This is a genomic window from Streptosporangium sp. NPDC053982, from assembly GCF_055585205.1.
The window spans coordinates 592,975-608,960 of record NZ_JBVJKQ010000001.1; the positions used below are offsets into that span (position 1 = coordinate 592,975).

Below are 15,986 nucleotides of genomic sequence, written 5' to 3' on the forward strand. Positions count from 1 at the left end.
TCACAGGCGCTCACCGACCAGCCGGGCCGGCAGATCGGCGCGGCGGGACACGCTGAGCTTGCGGTAGACCCGTGTCAGGTGCTGTTCCACGGTGCTGACCGTGATGTGCAATTTGGCAGAGATATCCCGGTTCGAGTAGCCGTCGGCGGCCAGCGCGGCCACCCGCCGCTCCGCGTCGCTGAGGATCGGCTGCACACCCGGCGCCTCGCCGTCGTGGTCGCCCGGGGACAGCGCCTGACTCAACCCGTCCGCGTGACACTCCTGTGCCAGCGCCTTCGCCCGCCGCGCCAGCATCCCGCCGCGCCGGTACTCGCCGCTGGCGTGGTACGCCTCCACGAGGTCGAACAGGGCTCTGGCCAGCTCGTACCTGTCGCCGCCCGCCTGGAGCAGGTCGGCTGAGCGGCGCAGCAGGTTCACCCGGTGCCTGGCCTCCCCGGTGGCGGCCAGCACCCGCATCGCCATCCCGTGCACCCGCTTGGAGCGTCCGTGGCAGCGGTGCAGTTCCTCCTCGGCCAGGCGCCTCGCCTCGTCGAGGTCTCCGAGGCGGACCAGGCACTCGGCCGCGTCCACCCGCCAGGGGAGGAACTCCGGGCCGTCCAGACCCCACCGGGCCGTCAGCTCACCGCACAGCCGCAGGTCCCTCAGCGCCTGCTCGGCCTGCCCCGCCATGAGCGTGAAGCGGGCCTTGCCGTACAGGTAGAGCAGGCCGAAGCGGGTCTCCAGCATGGCCTCCGGCACGGGCTGGGTGGCGTGCGGCAGGCACGCGTCGTGGCGGGACATCGCCGCGCCGGCCCACAGCAGCGTGCCCAGCGGGGCGCCGACGGCCACGCCCCAGCTGGCCGGAGGGATGATCTCCAGGGCGCGGCGGGCGTCGTGCGCGGCCGCGGCCAGGTCGCCGCGGCGCAGCCCGATCTCGGCGCGGATGGCCGACAGCCGGGCCTGCCTGCTGGGCGCCCGGCGGCGTACGGCCTCGTCGATGAAGGCGTCGCACCACGGCGCGGCCCGGTCGGCGCGTCCCACGTACGTGAGGGTCAGCAGCGCGCTCTCGACCGTGTCCATGGACATCTCGTCCAGCTGCGAGCCGCCCAGGACGCGTTCGGCGGTCGCCGCGGTCCCCGTGTTCGGGCCCTCCCTCAGGGCCTTCACCAGCATGTTCGCCGACTCGATGCGGCGGGACGCGGTGAGCGAGTGCGCGGCGCAGGCGTTCTCGCGGGCGTTCGGCTCGGGCAGGTGGGACAGGAACGACGGGGAGGCGCCGCGGAACCAGGCGCGGGCGACGGTCAGCTCCGTCATGCCCTCCCGGTCCAGCTCGTCCAGGTCCCCGAGGTGGTCCAGGACGTCCTTGGCGTCGGCCACGTGGCCGTGCCACAGCAGCGCCTTGGCGAGCACCACGGCGTCGCCGCCGCCCAGATGGCCCTTGTGCAGGGCCTCGGTCAGCTCGGCCAGCTGCCCGGCCGGGGTGCTGGGGTTGATGCGCCACTTGGCGCGCACGAGCTTGGTGGCGATCCTGGCGCGCCACCGTTCGTCGGCACAGCCCTGCCAGGCCAGTTTCAGGTACTCGATGGCCGGTTCCACGCGGCCGTCGCGCAGCGCGTGACCCGCGGCCTCCTCCAGCACCGACACGTTCCACGGCTCGCCGGCGTGACCGGCCAGCAGCAGGTGGCCGGCCACCACCGCCACCGCCGCGCCGTCGTGGTAGGTCAGCTCGGCGGCGCGGCGGTGCAGGCCGGCGCGGTCGGCGGAGTCGATCGCGGCCAGCACCGCCGACCGGGCGGCGTCGTGCCGGAAACCGCTCTCGGCCAGCAGCCCGGCCCGGGTCAGCGTCCGGACCGCCTGGGCGGTGTCGGCCTCGCTCTCGCCCAGCAGGCGGGCGGCCGGACCGGGCTCGCCCAGGACGGCCAGCGCGCGGGCCACCCGCAGCAGGTCCGGATCGGCGCCGTGCAGGCAGGTCAGCACGGCCTCGCCGTACCGCTCGCCGGGGGCGCCCGTCTCCCGGAAGTCATCGGCGAGCGCGTCCACCAGGAGACGGTTGCCGCCGCTCAGCTCGTGGCAGCGCGCCGCGTGGAGGTCGGCCGTCTCCCGGCCCGCCCGCTCGGCCACCCGTTCGGCCACCTCCCCCGGCGACAGATGGGCGAGCGTGACCTGGCGGCAGTGGGGCAGGCGCAGCAGGTCGGCGTGGAGCGGGAACGGCCGGCGCGAGTCCCGGCCGGCGCCGCCGAAGACCAGCATGACCTTGGCGTACTTCACCCGGCGGGCCAGGTAGGACAGGCAGAGCTGGGAGCCGCGGTCGGCGTGGTGGGCGTCGTCCACCACGATCAGCAGCGGGCAGCGCTCCGACAGCTCCAGCAGGACCGTGCAGAGCGCGTCCACGATCTGCACGTCCATGTGGCCGAGGGTCTCGCCCGTGAGCTGGGCGCGGGCGCCCTCCTGCAGGAGGCTCAGCGTGGTCGCGCGGTGCTCCTCCGGCATCGGGGTGTTGTGCACGAGCTGCGACAGCACGCCGAGGGGCAGGTCCCGTTCCGTCCGCGAGCCGGTCGCGGTGAGCGGGAGGGCGCCGTGGTCGAACGCGTGCTCGGTGAGGCCGTCCAGCAACCGGCTCTTGCCGGTGGCGATCGGGCCCGTGACCATCGCGATGCGGCCCTGCCCCGACACCGCCTCGTTCAGAAGGTCCCGCAGGAGGGCCATCCCCTGTACCTGGTCGTGCTCGGCCATGAAGGCCCTCCTTGACGGTGGTGCTGGTATGGCGGGGTGCGGCGGGTCGTGCGCCGACGGGGTGCGCGGGCCGGGCCGGCGGACGCGTCCGGGGCGGGGCGGTCTCCTCCTCGCGCCGGTGACCGCCGGCCGGGCGTGCGCCCGTCAGCCCGCGGTGGCGAGGGGACGGGGGAGGGGGCGGCGGGACGGCTCGGGGCACTCCACCGGACGGTCCCGCAGCGCCGCGCGGACGGCCGAGAAGGCGGAGGCGGCCACGTCGGCGTGCATGCCCGCGCCCCAGGACGTGCCCCCGTCCACCGCGCACTCCGCGTAGATCACGACCTCGCCGGGGGAGCGGCCGCCGGGCGGCCTCCCCGGGTGCGCGTCGTGCAGCGGCGGCTCGGTGGTGTGGACCGCGAGGACCCGGATCCCCCAGGGGGCGAGCACCGAGGCCAGGTCCTCGGCGGCGGCCGCGCCCGGCCCGGCCGGCACCGCGCCCCCGTCGATGTGGAGCGTGACCTCGACCGGCTCCCGGCTCAGCGGCAGCGGGCGGAAGGGGTCGCCGTGGTAGAGGTGCGCCTCGCGGAACAGCGCGCCGATGCGCTCCGGCGACAGCTCGCCGCCGCCGGCGTCGGCCTGCGCCTGCACGCGGACGGCCAGGTCCGCCTGGAGGCCGCGCGGCAGGTTGAGCCCGTGCCAGGCGCTCATCACGTACGCCACGCCGCCCTTGCCGGACTGGCTGTTGACCCGGACCACCGCCTCGTAGGTGCGGCCCACGTCCCTGGGGTCGACCGGCAGGTACGGCATCTCCCACGGCAGCTCGTCCACCGGCGTCCCGGTCGCGGCGGAGCGCCGTTCGCGCTCGTCGAAGCCCTTCTTGATGGCGTCCTGATGGGAACCGGAGAACGCCGTGTAGACCAGGTCGCCGCCGTAGGGGTGGCGCGGGTGGACCGGGAGCTGGTTGCACAGCTCGACGGTGCGGCGCACGGCGTTGATGTCGGAGAAGTCGATGCCCGGGTCGACGCCCTGGACGTACATGTTCATGCCCAGGGTCACCAGGCAGACGTTGCCCGCGCGCTCGCCGTTGCCGAACAGGCAGCCCTCGATCCGCTCGGCCCCCGCGAGCAGCGCCAGCTCGGCGGAGGCCACGCCGGTGCCGCGGTCGTTGTGCGGGTGGATCGACAGGCAGACGTGCGCGCGGCGGGACAGGTTGCGGTCGAGCCACTCGATCTGGTCGGCGAAGACGTTCGGCAGCGAGCGCTCGACGGTCGTGGGGAAGTTCAGGATGATGCCGCGGCCCGCCTCCGGTTGCCAGACGTCCATGACGGCCTCGCAGACCTCCAGCGAGAAGTCGAGCTCGGTCTCGTTGAACAGCTCGGGGGAGTACTGGTAGCCGAGGTCGCAGTCGCCGAGGACGCGTTCGGCGTGGTCCATCATGACCTGCGTGGCGCGCACGGCCAGGTCGCGGCAGTCGTCCCGGCCGATGCCGAAGACCAGCCGGCGGAACAGCGGGGACGTGGCGTTGTAGATGTGGACCAGCGCGCGCGGGGCGCCCCTGAGCGCGTCGACGGTGTCCCTGATCAGCTCCTCGCGGGCCTGCGTCAGCACGGTGATGCGGACGTCGTCGGGGATGCGGTCCTCCTCGATGAGCAGGCGCAGGAAGTCGCGGTCGTCCTGGCTGGCGACGGGGAAGCCGACCTCGATCTCCTTGTATCCCATGCGCACGAGCAGCTCGAACATCACCAGCTTGCGCTCGGGGGACATCGGGCGGGCCAGCGACTGGTTGCCGTCGCGCAGGTCGGTGGACAGCCAGCGGGGGGCCTCATGGATGCGCCTGCCGGGCCATGTGCGGTCCGTCAGGTCGATGGGCCGGAATTCTCGGTAGCGTTCGGCACCCAGCATCCTCGGATTTCCTTTCCCTGGATCGGATGAGTCGCGGCGGTCCGCGGGGTTACCGTTGTCGCGGCGTTCTTCGCGAGCGCGGCGCACGGGGGGAGAAACGGAACGCTCGCCTCTCCTCCGCGAATCCGCTCCGGTCCTGTGGGGATCTTGACTGGGTGTGCCGAAGTTATAGGGGGTCGCGGACCGCGACAAGGCAGGGGGTCAGGAGTTCGTCCCCGGTGTCAGGAGGAGCACTCCAGGGGTATCGAAAGGCGCATCCCCCCTGCTGCTTTCGGGTCACGCCACTTATCGCGACCCTGACGGCGGTCAACACTCCAGTCATGGCGGCTATCGATCTCACGCTCCGGACCGTTCCGGCTCTTCCCCGCACCTTCGCCCGCACCCTCGCCCTCTGCCTCGCCGAGGCCCGCCCGCTCGTCCTGGCGGTCTCGCTCCTGCGCTTCCTGTCCGGCGTCGCCCTGGCCGTGCCGGTGGCCGCGGCGCCCGATCCGCTGACGGTCCTGAGGGGGGCGGCCGCCTGGGTGCTGTCCGTTTTCGCCGTCTACCTGTTCAACGGCGTCACCGACGTCACCGAGGACCGGATCAACGGCTCCGGCAGGCCGATCGCCCGCGGCGCCCTGGACCGGCGGGCCGCCGCCGCCGTCGGCGCCGTGGGCGCCGGCCTGGCGATGTCGGCCACCGTGGGGCTTCCGGCGTCGATGGCCTGGATCGTCGGGGGCAACCTGGTGCTGGGCTACCTCTACTCGGGGCCGCCGCTGCGGCTCAAGGGCAGCGCGGCCGGGACGGTGGCCGTGCTGTGCCTGTCAGGGCTGCTGTCGTACCTGGGCGGGTTCGTCGTGGCGACGGCCGGCGGTACGGGCGTCCCGGTGCCTCCTGACCTGAAGGTCTTCGCCGTGGCGGCGATCGGGTGGATGGTGCTGGTCGGCGTGCCGGCGAAGGATCTCTCCGACATCGAGGGCGACGCCGCCGCCGGACGGCGCACGTTCGGCGTGCTCGTCGGGGAGCGCGGGACGCGGCTGGCGATGACGGCGGCCTCGATGACCCTGTGCGCCGCGCTCGGCGCGGCCGTCTGGCGGCTCGGGCTGCCTCTGCTGGGCGTCCTGGCGGCCATGGCCGCGGGGAGCGCCGGCGTCGTCGCCGCGGCCCGTCGGCGGCGGGCGGAGAGGGGACGCAGATCGCTGCGCCGGCCGTACGGCGTGTTTATGGGAACGCAATATGCCGTTCATCTGGCCGCTGTTGTGTGTGCCATATGAATGCATCTTTGAATGGCGTGTGAAGGACCGGCGGGCGGCCCCGGTCGCGGTCGTCACCGTGACGGTCCCGAACCGCCTTGCGGCGCCGTCGCCCCGGCGGGCCCGGCGTGCCGCGCCGGAAGGCGGGTGGACGGCCGCGCCGTCCCGGACCGTCTCCTCCGGCGGGTGGCACGGGGGTGCGGGAGGCCCGGCCTCACGGGATCGGCTGCGCGTCACGGACGCGCCGCCGACGGCCGCTCCGGCGCGGTGAGCGGTGGAAGACGGGATTCCTCCTGGTCATCTGACCCATATGAACGGAAATGTTGCCTTATTGTCGGAGGCAAGGGATAGTTGGGGAGCGCTCCATCGTTAGTCCCGCAGCGGAGGGGGGATATTGGCGGTGCACGGGCAGTCGGACGATCCGGCGAAATTAGTTGAAGCGTGTCGCAATGAAATAGTCGCCGAGTTCGAGTCGGCCCTGCAGGCCGCCGGGAGCATGGTCTTCACGGATGCGCGAGCCCGTGACCAGGCCCTCTCGACCGCCCGATACGTCCTGGACGACGTGGTGGCCACGCTACGCGCCGGTAAGGTGCAGATAAGCGAACTGTACAAATTCCACGCCTGGGAAGTCGGAAACGCGAGGGCGGTCGCCGGCGTTCATCCGAAAGCCTCGCTTGAGGCGGGCTCACTTTTTTTCCGCGTGGCGTTACGCCATCTGGTCAGGGGAATCGCCGCGGAGACGGACTACGGCACGACCGCGGAGCTGGTCACGCTGGCGGTCGCCGGCCTGGAGGAGAGCCTGTCCCGGCGGGTGCGCGAGTCCGCCGACAGCTACCACGGCTTCCTGCTCGACCTGGTGCGAGAGGCGCAGGAGGAGGAGCGCCGCCGTATCGCCCGTGAGCTGCACGACCGCATCGGCCACGGCCTCAGCGTCGCCCACCAGCAACTGGCGTTGTCGGAGGCGTACCGCGCGTCCGACGCGGCCCGCGCCTCCGCCAAGACCGGCATGGTGCAGCAGGCCATCCAGGAGACCATGGAGAACCTGCGGCAGCTCACCTCCGAGCTGCACCCGCAGACGCCGGTCAAGAGCCTGGAGAAGTCGCTGATCGGCTTTCTGGAGGAGATGGAGGACGACGAGGTCTCCGTCGTCCTCGACGTCAGCGGCGACGAGTCGTGGGCCGATCCGCGGGTGCGCGACGAGGCGTTCCTCATCGTGCGCGAGGCCGTGCGCAACGCCCTCACCCACGGGAACCCGCCCATGGTCCTGGTGCGCGTGAACATCGCCCCCCACGAACTGTCGGCATCGGTGCTGGACAACGGCCGCGGCTTCGATCCGGGAGCCGAACGCGGCCACGGGGTCGGCATGGCGTCCATGCGTGAGCGCGCCGAGCTGCTCGACGGCCGGGTCGTCGTCACCAGCGAGGCGGGGCAGGGCTGCCTCGTCGAGCTGTTCATCCCGTTGAAGAGAAGATCCCGTGATCGCAGAGACGCCTAGCGACGCCATCTCCGTGGTGCTGGTCGACGACCACGCGCTGTTCCGCGAGGGGCTGCGCGAGATCCTCGAGTGCGACGGCGGCATCCGCATCGTCGGCGAGGCCGGCGACTCCGAGACGGCCGTGGCCGTGGTCGCGAGGACCCACCCCGACGTGGTGCTGCTCGACGTCGAGATCCCCGGTGACGAGGTCACCGAGACGGTCGCCAACATCAGGAGGCTGTCGCCCGACACCCGGATCATCATCCTCAGCATGTACGACGGCTCGCAGCTCCTCATCCGGCTGCTGTCCGCGGGCATCCGCGGCTACCTGCTCAAGAGCGTGCACCGGCACGAGCTGATCGCGGCGGTGCACAGCGTGCACGAGGACGCCTCCAGGGTCGTGCTGGCCGTCTCGCGTCACAGTCTGGCCAGGGTGGAGTCGCCGAGCGCCGGGACGCTGTCGCAGAAGGAGCTGGAGGTGCTGCAGCTGGCGGCGCAGGCGCTGAGCAACGTGCAGATCGCGCGGCGGCTCGGGCTGGCCGAGGCCACCGTGAAGCGGCACCTGCGCAACATCTTCGTCAAGCTCAACGCGGTCTCGCGGATCGACGCGGTGAACAAGGCCCTGGCCATGTCCCTGATCTCGCCCCCGCCCAGGAGCGAGGTGGACTGATCCCGGCCGGAGACCGCTCACAACGGCGGTGACTCCGGCGGGACGCAGTGGACGACGGGGAACAGGTCGTCCAGCCTGGCGAGGGTCTCGGGAGGCAGCTCGACCGAGGCGGCGGCCAGGTTCATCTCCAGGTGCACCGGGTCGCGGGTGCTCGGCACGGGGATGACGTGCTCGCCCCGCGAGAACAGCCAGCTCAGCGCGACCCGTCCGGCCCCCAGGTCGAGCTGGGCCGCCGCCGACTCGAGCTCCTGGAGCCGGGAGCAGCTGCTGTGGCGGTGGTCGGGGTGGAAGCGGGGGTCGGCATGCCGCCAGTCGTCCGGCTCGAACCTGGCCTGCGGCCGGACCCGGCCGGTGAGGAAGCCGCGGCCGAGCGGCCGGGCGGCGATCACGGCGATGCCCAGCTCGCGGGCGGCGGCCAGCAGCCCGGGGGAGGGAGGCGGCCCCCACAGGGAGTACTCGACGCCGACCGCGCTGACCGGATGGACGGCGTGCGCGCGGCGCACCTGCTCGGTCGTGCCGCCGGACAGCCCCAAACGACGGATCTTGCCCGCGCGCACCAGCTCGGCCAGCCCCGCCACGCTCTCCTCCAGGGGTACCCGGGTGTCCCGGCAGTGGAGATGGAACAGGTCGACGCAATCGGTGCGCAGGCGCCTGAGCGAGGCGTGCAGGGAACGCTCCAGCTCGCGCGGACGGCCGTCGAACACGACCGGGCCGCCGGGCCCGGCCACGCGAGCCCCGCCGCGGGTGCACACCGTCACCTCGCCGGACCGTCCGGCGAGCACCCGCCCGATCAGGCTCTCCACCTGCCCGTCCGCGTAGAAGTCCGCCGTGTCGAGCAGCGTCACCCCGGCGTCGAGCGCCCTGCGCACCAGCCGCTCGGCATCGTGGGGCTCGACCGGCCCGTACGCGCCGCTCAGGGCGAGTGTGCCGAGCCCGACGGCGGAGACGACCGGGCCCGCAGGACCCAACCTGGTGTGACGCACGAAATCCCCTTCGCGGAACGGAAATTCTTCTCGACAGGGTAAGTCAAGAGTGGAAACTTTGTTTGTCGACCGGCGTGACTTTAAGCCGGTGCGCAGATGCAACAATGACACATTAGGGGGCGGAAGGCATGCGGGAGGGCAGGTCGAGGGGTGGGCGGGTGCGCCGGACCCCTAGTCGAACCCCTGTTTTCCGGGCCGTCCCCACTGATACTCCGCGCAGCCCTTTTCGGGAAATGCCGTGCCTGGTTACTGTGCGACGGAGGGCGGACGAGAGGAGGCGCGGGGTGATCGAGGAGATTCTTCCCGACACTGTCGTGTCCTTCCATGCCTTCACCGACCCGCCCGGCGTCGTGCTCTTCCCCGAAGAGGCCGATCTGGTCCGGAACGCCGTGGAGAAACGGCGCAGGGAGTTCACCACCGCCCGCCACTGCGTGCACCGCGCCATGGAACTCCTGGGCGTGCCCCCCGTCCCCGTGCTGTCCGGCGCCTACGGCGAGCCCGTCTGGCCCCCCGGCGTGGTCGGCAGCATCACCCACTGCGCCGGCTACCGCGCCGCCGCGGTCGGCGCGGCGCCCGCCGCCATCGGCATCGACGCCGAGCCCGACGGGCCGCTGCCGCCCGGGGTGCTGGAGGCCGTCTCGCTTCCCCAGGAGCGCCGGATGCTGCGCCGGCTGGCCGCCGACCACCCGGGCCCGAGCTGGGACCGCATCCTGTTCAGCGCCAAGGAGTCGGTCTACAAGGCGTGGTATCCGCTGGCCTGGCGCTGGCTGGACTTCCAGGACGCGGTGATCGTCCTGGATCCGCTGCGGGGCACGTTCGAGGCCCGGCTGCTGGTGGCCGGGCTGCGCTGGCAGGGGAGACCGCTGAGCGGGTTCGCGGGGCGCTGGACGTCCGGCAACGGGCTGGTGCTCACGGCGGTCGTCATGACCGCCGCCCGGGCCGGGGGATCCGCGGAAGGCGCGGCGGCATGACCGGGCCCGGGGCCCGCGCGGCACGGGCCTGACATGGAGTACCGCGAGCTGGCCGTGACGGGCGCGTACGCGTTCGTCCCCGAGGTCCTCCCCGACGCCCGGGGCGGCTCCGTCTCCCCGTACCGGGAGAGCGTGTTCACCGCGGCGGTGGGGCGGCCGTTCCCCGTGGCGGAGATCGGCAGGAGCGTGTCCCGGCGCGGCGTGGTCCGCGGCGTGCACTACACGCTGACGCCGCCCGGCACCGCCAGGTACGTCCACTGCGCCGCGGGACGGGCCCTGGACGTCGCCGTGGACCTGCGGGCGGGCTCGCCCACGTTCGGGCGGTGGGAGGCGGTCGAGCTGAGCGGCGACGGCGGGGAGGCGGTCTACCTGCCGCCCGGGGTCGGGCACGCGTTCACCGCGCTGGAGGACGGCACGGTGATGTGCCACCTCCTGTCGAGGGAGCACCGCGGGGAGCACGAGCTCGCGCTGTCGTACTTCGACCGCGAACTGGGGCTGCCCCTGCCGGTCGAGTCCCCGCTGGTGTCGGACCGCGACCGGCGGGCGCCCACCCTGGCCGAGGCGGCGGCCCGCGGCCTGCTGCCCCGCTACTGAGCCGGCGGCACGCGGCCTCCGCGGCCTCCGCGGCCTCCACGGCGTTCACGGCGTTCACGGCGCCTGCGGGTCCGGTCGCGTATCCGGAAAGAACGGTCCCGGCCACGAGCGGGAACGGCCGCGTACTCGGAAAGGACGATCCCGGCCACGAGCGGGAACGGCCATGGGTGAAACGCGGCCTTCCCCGGCGTGAAGCCCCTAGGGGAGACGGCGCGCTTGAGGGGACGGATAGGGGATGACGCCTGATATCCGCCCTCCCTACCGTGGGCGGTGGGTGACAGTGCTTATGAACCGAAAGACTTTGATATGACGGGGCATTGTCTTTTCATCTTGCATTCCGACCGCGGTGATGTGATTCCCGTTCCGGCCGTGGTCGCCGAATCGACGCGACGGGCGGTGTGATGGAGATCTCCGCTTTCGAGTTCCGCGTGCTCGGCCCGGTCAAGGTGGTCAGGGACGGCGTCGAGCTGTTCATGAACGCCAGCCGGGAGCAGGTCATCCTGGCCTGCCTGCTGCTCAACGCCAACCGGGTGATGAGCGTGGAACGGCTGATCGAGGCCGTGTGGGCCGGGTCCGCGCCGCCGAGCGCGTGGCGGCAGGTGGCCATCTGCGTGTCGCGGCTGCGCCGTACGCTGGGGGCCGGGGTCATCAAGACCTCCAGCCCCGGCTACCTGCTGCGGGCCGAGCCCGACAGCATCGACTGGCTGAGGTTCACCTCCATGGTCGACCGGTCGCGCGCACTGGTCAGTCTGGGCTCGGCCGAGGAGGCCGTCCTGCTGCTGCGGGAGGCGCTGGCGCTGTGGCGGGGCAGGCCGTTCGGGGACATCCGGGGGCTTCGGTACGACGTGGCGTGGATGGAGGAGTCGCGGCTGGAGGCGCTGGAGACCCGCCTGGAGCTGGAGATCGAGCTGGGACGCCACCACCAGGTGATCCCCGAGCTCGTGGCGCTGGTGGCCGAGTCGCCGTTCCGCGAGCGGGTGCGGGCACAGCTCATGCTGGCCCAGTACCGCGCGGGACGGCGGGCCGAGGCGCTGCGCACGTACCAGGAGACGCGCCGCTACCTGCTGGAGCAGATCGGTCTCGAACCGGGGCCGGTGCTGCGGCGGCTGCACGAGCAGATCCTCAGGGACGAGTCCGCGCTGATGCGGCCCCGTGCCCGCGCCGTCCCCCCGCCCGTCGCGACGATGCCTCCCTGCCAGCTGCCGCCGCAGGTCCTGCCGTTCGTGGGGCGGGAGAAGGAACTGGCCGCGCTGGACGCCTCCCTGCTCGGGGACGCCGCGCCGGCCACCGTGGTCATCAGCGGCCGCGGCGACGTGGGGAAGACCACGCTGGCGGTGCGCTGGGCCCACGCCCGGCTGGACGCCTTCCCCGACGGGCAGCTCTACGCCGACCTGGCCGGCGCCGGCCCGGACGCCGTGCTCGACCGGTTCCTGCGCGCGCTGGGCGTTCCCGCCCAGGACCTCCCCTGCGACCCCGACGAGAAGCTCGCGCTCTACCGGAGCTTCACGGCCCGGCGGAGGGTGCTGGTGGTGCTGGACAACGCCCGTGACAGCGACCAGGTGCTCGCCCTGCTGCCGGGCGGCGCGCACTGCCGCGTGCTCGTCACCGCCGGGGACCCCCTGGACGACCTGGTGGCCCGGCAGGGCGCGCACCGCGTGTTCCTGCGGCCGCTGCCCGAGGACGCGGCGCGGGAGCTCGTCGGCCTGCTGGCCGGGCCCACGTCCGCGCAGGAGGTGCGCGAGCTCGTGGCCACCTCCCGCGGGAACCCCCTCTCGCTGCGGCTGGCGGTCGCCCGCCTCCGCTCACGTGACGTGACCCCGGCTCAGGAGGGCCGGGTGGGGAGGGCGGGACAGCCCGCCGCGTGACCTCCCCGGCGGCACCCTGCCCCGGCTCCGCCCTCCCTGGCGTGTCCTCTCTCGGTTCCGCCCTCCCCCTGGGTGATGCCCCCTCCCTCGGTGACGCGTTCCCCCGGCGGCGCCTTCCCTCAGCGATGCCCTCCCTCGGTGACGCCTTCCCTCAGCGGTGCCTTCCCTCAGCGGTGCCTTCCCTCAGCGGCGCCTCGCGAGGACGGTGGCGAGGGCCGTCCCCAGGGCGCCGGGGGAGGGGTCGTCGTCGCGGACGCGCCAGGCCACGTGGCCGTCGGGGCGGACGAGGACCGCGCCGCGCGGGCCGAGCCCGTACTCCTTCGCCCAGGTGGGAGAGGTGAGGGCGGCGGCCCCGCCCGTCTCGGCGATCTCCACCGCCCGCACCGGGAGGCCGGGCGACGGCCCCCGCACCGGGAGACCTCCCGACGCCCCCCGCGCCGGGAGGCCGGCCGACGCCCGGAGCCAGCCGCTGCCCGCCGGCGTCAGCAGGGTGAAGCGCGGGCCGAGGAGGTCGAGCGTGGAGATCCGGCCGTCCTCGCCGGTCAGCCACACGTGCGGGGCGCGGTGGCCGGGGCGGGCCGTGGGGACGTAGTCGCGGTAGGGGTCCTCCACCGCGGGGGGCGGCGTGCCGTCGGGGACGACGGCGGACGAGTCGTAGTGGTGGCCCAGGACCAGGCCCTCCGAGCTGCGCCGGTCCGCCTGCCGCCGGAGGGCCTCGTCCATGGGCAGCAGGCCCCCCATCATCTGCCGGGTGATCAGGGCGTTGGTCAGGCTCTCGTCCACCGTGCGGGCGGCGATCGGGCGGCGTTCGGCCTCGTACGTGTCCAGCAGCCCCTCGCCCGCCTCCCCGCGCAGGACGGCGGCCAGCTTCCAGACCAGGTTGTGCGCGTCCTGGATGCCGCAGTTCATGCCGAAACCGCCCTGCGGGGTCGCGACGTGGGCGGCGTCGCCGGCCAGGAAGACCGGGCCCGCGCGGAAGGCGGTGGCGACGCGTGCCTGCTGCAGCCACGGCATGACGCCCAGGAGCGTGACCGGCAGATCGGGCACCCCCACGGCGGCCCGTACGGCGCGCAGGCACACCTCCTCGGTGAAGTCCTCGGGGCTGCCGCCCCTCTCCGGGTCGTACCCCGTCTGCACCATCCAGCGCAGCCCGTGGTCCACGGCCTCCACGGCGCACGGCGGGTCGGTCAGGAAGGACAGCGCGGCCCGGCGGTCGGCGGGCAGGAAGCCCAGGTCGGCCTCGAACATGATGCTGATCATGTGGCCCAGCGGAGGCGGTCCCTCGGTGGCGATGCCCAGCGACTCGCGGATCCCGCTGCGGCTGCCGTCCGCGGCCACCAGGTAGCGGCACCGCACCAGCGTGGGCTCGGGGCCCTCGACCAGCGCCTCCACGCCGGAGTCCGTCACGGTCATGCGGGTCATGGCGGCGCCGAAGCGCACCTCGGCCGGCGTCGCCGACGAAACCGACGACGCCGGCGCCCTGGCCAGCCGGCGCAGGACGACCTCCAGCACGTCCTGCGCGCACAGGTAGGTGTAGGTGGGGCTCTGCGGGGTGTCGCGCTCCAGCTCGGCCGCGGCGCGGACGAAGTCGCCGGCCGCCAGCGAGCTGCCCACGCCCACCGCGAGGTACTCCTCGCGCGGCATCCCCACGCTCTCCACCTCGTCCTGGATCCCCCACGCGCGGAAGAGTTCCATGGTCCTGGTGGTGATGAGCCGCGCCTTCGGGAAAACCGACGTTCCGGAGTGGCGTTCCACCAGCAGGGTCGATATTCCGTGGCGGGAAAGCTCAATGGCGGCGCAGAGTCCCACCGGTCCGCCGCCGACCACCAGGACTTCGATGTCGAGCTCTTTCATGCCGCCCAGCGTTATGCAGCGGAATTGCCGGGTCAATGCGGAGATAATCGCATGATACAGACGTGATACACCTGCTCAGTAGTTTCATTCACGGAAGATCCAGATAAGTCGATCCGGTGATTGCCGAATTCCTGGAGACCGTGATGCTGTTTGCGCAGGGAGCCGTGGCGCTGGTGACCGGCGGGTCGCGTGGAATCGGCCGGGCCGTCGCGCTCGACCTGGCCCGTGAGGGCGCCACGGTCATCGTCAACTACGCCCGCTCCGAGAGTGATGCCAAGGACGTCGTCGCGCGGATCGAGGACGAGGGCGGCCGCGCGACGGCGGTCCAGGCCGACGTCACGGACGAGGAGGCCGTACGGGCCATGTTCCGTGGTGTGCGGGCCGACCACGGGCGCCTGGACGTGCTGGTGACCAGCGCCGGCATCACCTCCGACCGCTACCTGGTGGCGATGGGGCTGGAGCAGTTCCGCGCGCCGATCGAGACCAACCTCATCGGCACGTTCCTGAGCTGCAGGGAGGCGCTGCGGCTGATGCAGCACCAGCGCAGCGGCTCCATCGTGACGCTGTCGTCCTCCAGCGGGCTCGACGGGGGCTTCCCCGGCCAGACCAACTACGTGGCCTCCAAGGGCGCGATCGTCGCGTTCACCCACGCGCTGTCGAACGAGGCCGCCCCCCACGGGGTGCGGGCCAACGTCGTGTGCCCCGGATTCGTGGCCACAGACATGACGCGCAAGGTCCCCGCGGACCTCAAGAAGCAGTACGAGTCCCGTATCCGCCTGGGCCGCATGGGCCGTCCCGAGGAGATCGCGTCCATCGTGAGCTTCCTGGCCTCGGCCAAGGCGTCGTACATGTCCGGATCCGTGGTGGTCGCGCATGGCGGCGGCCTCGGCTGAGCGAGACAAGGAAGGCCTCCATGACCATCGACGAACTGCGCGCCAGGGCCGCGGAACGGCAGCAGACGTGCTCCCAGATCAAGAAGATGATCGTCTCCCGGCTCGACCTGGAGATCGACCCTGACTGGATCACCGACGACCAGCCGCTGTTCGGCCGCGGGCTCGAACTGGACAGCCTCGACGTGCTCGAACTGTACGTGGCCATCGAGGCCGAGTTCGGCGTGGCGCTCTATGACAGCGACATGGCGGGGTTCGGTTCGGTGTCGCGGCTGGCCGAAGAGGTCAACCCGGCGCTACGGGCGGTCTCCGCATGACGACCGCGGAGACGGCTCCGGTCACGGAACTCCCGGCTGTGGAGCTTCCGGCCGCGGAGCTCCCGGCTGCGGAGCCGGGCAGGGCGCCCGCCGTCGTCCGGCTCTCCCACGACCAGGTGCGGCAGCTGCTGCCCCACCGGTGGCCGATGCTGCTGCTGGACCGGGTCGGCTCCGTGGTGCCCGGGGTCAAGGGCACGGCCACCAAGAACGTGGCGGGGACCGAGCTGTGGTTCCAGGGGCACTTCCCGAACGAGGCGGTGCTTCCCGGCGTCGTGATCGTCGAGGCCATGGCCCAGCTCAGCGGGGTGGTCTTCGCCCTGGCGGGGGCCAGCGAGATCAGCTACCTGGCCGGGGTCAGGTCGATGCGGTTCCGCCGCCCGATCGTCCCCGGAGACCAGGTCGTCCTGACCGCCGAACGGACCGCGGGCACCGGCGGGTTCGCCGAGTTCCGCGTGTCGGCGCGGGTGGACGGCCAGGTCGCCGCCGAAGGAAACCTCACGATCGCCGATCCGGCGTCGCAACGTACCGCGCGAAAGGTGTGAT

The 15,986-nt window shown here is 72.7% G+C and carries 13 protein-coding genes; 9 read left to right on the top strand and 4 right to left on the bottom strand.

Going from position 1 to position 15,986, the window contains the following annotated elements:
- Both ACZ6W9_RS02595 and ACZ6W9_RS02600 read right to left on the bottom strand, forming a co-directional pair.
- Positions 1 to 2,712: an AAA family ATPase gene (locus ACZ6W9_RS02595; RefSeq protein ID WP_470116598.1), complete on the bottom strand. Its 2,712-nt coding sequence runs from the start codon at positions 2,710 to 2,712 to the stop codon at positions 1 to 3.
- A 144-nt stretch (positions 2,713 to 2,856) separates the two neighbouring features.
- A complete protein-coding gene (locus ACZ6W9_RS02600) occupies positions 2,857 to 4,593 on the bottom strand; it encodes a 2-isopropylmalate synthase (protein ID WP_389959159.1) in 1,737 nt (578 codons plus the stop codon).
- A gap of 320 nt (positions 4,594 to 4,913) precedes the next feature.
- Between ACZ6W9_RS02600 and ACZ6W9_RS02605 the strand changes: the two genes are divergently transcribed.
- The 3 genes from ACZ6W9_RS02605 to ACZ6W9_RS02615 all read left to right on the top strand — a co-directional run bounded on the left by ACZ6W9_RS02605 (position 4,914) and on the right by ACZ6W9_RS02615 (position 7,969).
- Positions 4,914 to 5,846, top strand: a complete 933-nt coding sequence (locus ACZ6W9_RS02605) for a UbiA family prenyltransferase (protein ID WP_470116599.1) — start codon at positions 4,914 to 4,916, stop codon at positions 5,844 to 5,846.
- Between the two features lie 679 nt (positions 5,847 to 6,525).
- Entirely contained in the window at positions 6,526 to 7,320 is a 795-nt protein-coding gene (locus tag ACZ6W9_RS02610; protein WP_389959164.1) for a sensor histidine kinase, read from the top strand.
- The gene (locus tag ACZ6W9_RS02615; protein ID WP_389959167.1) at positions 7,301 to 7,969 is read left to right on the top strand and encodes a response regulator; all 669 of its coding nucleotides are present in this window, start codon (positions 7,301 to 7,303) and stop codon (positions 7,967 to 7,969) included. The genes ACZ6W9_RS02610 and ACZ6W9_RS02615 overlap by 20 nt, the downstream gene beginning before the upstream one ends.
- Positions 7,970 to 7,986: 17 nt before the next feature.
- Here the strand turns inward: ACZ6W9_RS02615 and ACZ6W9_RS02620 are convergent, their stop codons facing one another.
- Positions 7,987 to 8,952 carry an aldo/keto reductase gene (locus ACZ6W9_RS02620; RefSeq protein WP_389959170.1) on the bottom strand — a complete coding sequence of 322 codons (966 nt, stop codon included), beginning with the start codon at positions 8,950 to 8,952 and terminating at the stop codon, positions 7,987 to 7,989.
- Positions 8,953 to 9,236: 284 nt separating this feature from the next.
- On the opposite strand from ACZ6W9_RS02620, the gene ACZ6W9_RS02625 reads away from it, so the two are divergent.
- From ACZ6W9_RS02625 to ACZ6W9_RS02635, 3 genes are all read left to right on the top strand, one after another.
- A complete protein-coding gene (locus ACZ6W9_RS02625; protein WP_389959173.1) occupies positions 9,237 to 9,923 on the top strand; it encodes a 4'-phosphopantetheinyl transferase family protein in 687 nt (228 codons plus the stop codon).
- A 33-nt stretch (positions 9,924 to 9,956) separates the two neighbouring features.
- Positions 9,957 to 10,517, top strand: coding sequence for a dTDP-4-dehydrorhamnose 3,5-epimerase family protein (locus tag ACZ6W9_RS02630; RefSeq protein WP_470116600.1), 561 nt, complete (start codon positions 9,957 to 9,959; stop codon positions 10,515 to 10,517).
- 401 nt (positions 10,518 to 10,918) lie between these two features.
- On the top strand, positions 10,919 to 12,382 hold the full coding sequence (locus ACZ6W9_RS02635) for an AfsR/SARP family transcriptional regulator (RefSeq protein ID WP_389959178.1): 1,464 nt from the start codon (positions 10,919 to 10,921) through the stop codon (positions 12,380 to 12,382).
- 183 nt (positions 12,383 to 12,565) lie between these two features.
- Here ACZ6W9_RS02635 and ACZ6W9_RS02640 read toward each other — a convergent pair whose 3' ends face one another.
- Positions 12,566 to 14,236, bottom strand: a complete 1,671-nt coding sequence (locus ACZ6W9_RS02640) for an FAD-dependent monooxygenase (RefSeq protein WP_389959181.1) — start codon at positions 14,234 to 14,236, stop codon at positions 12,566 to 12,568.
- Positions 14,237 to 14,379: 143 nt separating this feature from the next.
- Here ACZ6W9_RS02640 and fabG point away from each other — a divergent pair, with 143 nt between their 5' ends.
- From fabG to fabZ, 3 genes are read left to right on the top strand one after another with little or no spacing between them, the layout of a single operon-like run.
- Positions 14,380 to 15,129 (top strand): 3-oxoacyl-ACP reductase FabG, encoded by a 750-nt coding sequence (fabG, locus tag ACZ6W9_RS02645; protein WP_362942954.1) that lies wholly within the window; start codon positions 14,380 to 14,382, stop codon positions 15,127 to 15,129.
- Between the two features lie 20 nt (positions 15,130 to 15,149).
- On the top strand, positions 15,150 to 15,443 hold the full coding sequence (locus tag ACZ6W9_RS02650; RefSeq protein ID WP_362942951.1) for an acyl carrier protein: 294 nt from the start codon (positions 15,150 to 15,152) through the stop codon (positions 15,441 to 15,443).
- Positions 15,440 to 15,985 carry a 3-hydroxyacyl-ACP dehydratase FabZ gene (gene fabZ, locus ACZ6W9_RS02655; protein WP_389959186.1) on the top strand — a complete coding sequence of 182 codons (546 nt, stop codon included), beginning with the start codon at positions 15,440 to 15,442 and terminating at the stop codon, positions 15,983 to 15,985. The genes ACZ6W9_RS02650 and fabZ overlap by 4 nt, the downstream gene beginning before the upstream one ends.
- Position 15,986 lies beyond the last annotated feature (1 nt).

What these genes read in the sequence shown, in the direction of transcription:
- ACZ6W9_RS02595 (WP_470116598.1), bottom strand. Translation starts at nt 2,712, where the DNA reads ATGGCCGAGCACGACCAGGTACAGGGGATGGCCCTCCTGCGGGACCTT.
- ACZ6W9_RS02600 (WP_389959159.1), bottom strand. Translation starts at nt 4,593, where the DNA reads ATGCTGGGTGCCGAACGCTACCGAGAATTCCGGCCCATCGACCTGACG.
- ACZ6W9_RS02605 (WP_470116599.1), top strand. Translation starts at nt 4,914, where the DNA reads ATGGCGGCTATCGATCTCACGCTCCGGACCGTTCCGGCTCTTCCCCGC.
- ACZ6W9_RS02630 (WP_470116600.1), top strand. Translation starts at nt 9,957, where the DNA reads ATGGAGTACCGCGAGCTGGCCGTGACGGGCGCGTACGCGTTCGTCCCC.
- ACZ6W9_RS02635 (WP_389959178.1), top strand. Translation starts at nt 10,919, where the DNA reads ATGGAGATCTCCGCTTTCGAGTTCCGCGTGCTCGGCCCGGTCAAGGTG.
- ACZ6W9_RS02640 (WP_389959181.1), bottom strand. Translation starts at nt 14,236, where the DNA reads ATGAAAGAGCTCGACATCGAAGTCCTGGTGGTCGGCGGCGGACCGGTG.
- fabG (WP_362942954.1), top strand. Translation starts at nt 14,380, where the DNA reads ATGCTGTTTGCGCAGGGAGCCGTGGCGCTGGTGACCGGCGGGTCGCGT.
- ACZ6W9_RS02650 (WP_362942951.1), top strand. Translation starts at nt 15,150, where the DNA reads ATGACCATCGACGAACTGCGCGCCAGGGCCGCGGAACGGCAGCAGACG.
- fabZ (WP_389959186.1), top strand. Translation starts at nt 15,440, where the DNA reads ATGACGACCGCGGAGACGGCTCCGGTCACGGAACTCCCGGCTGTGGAG.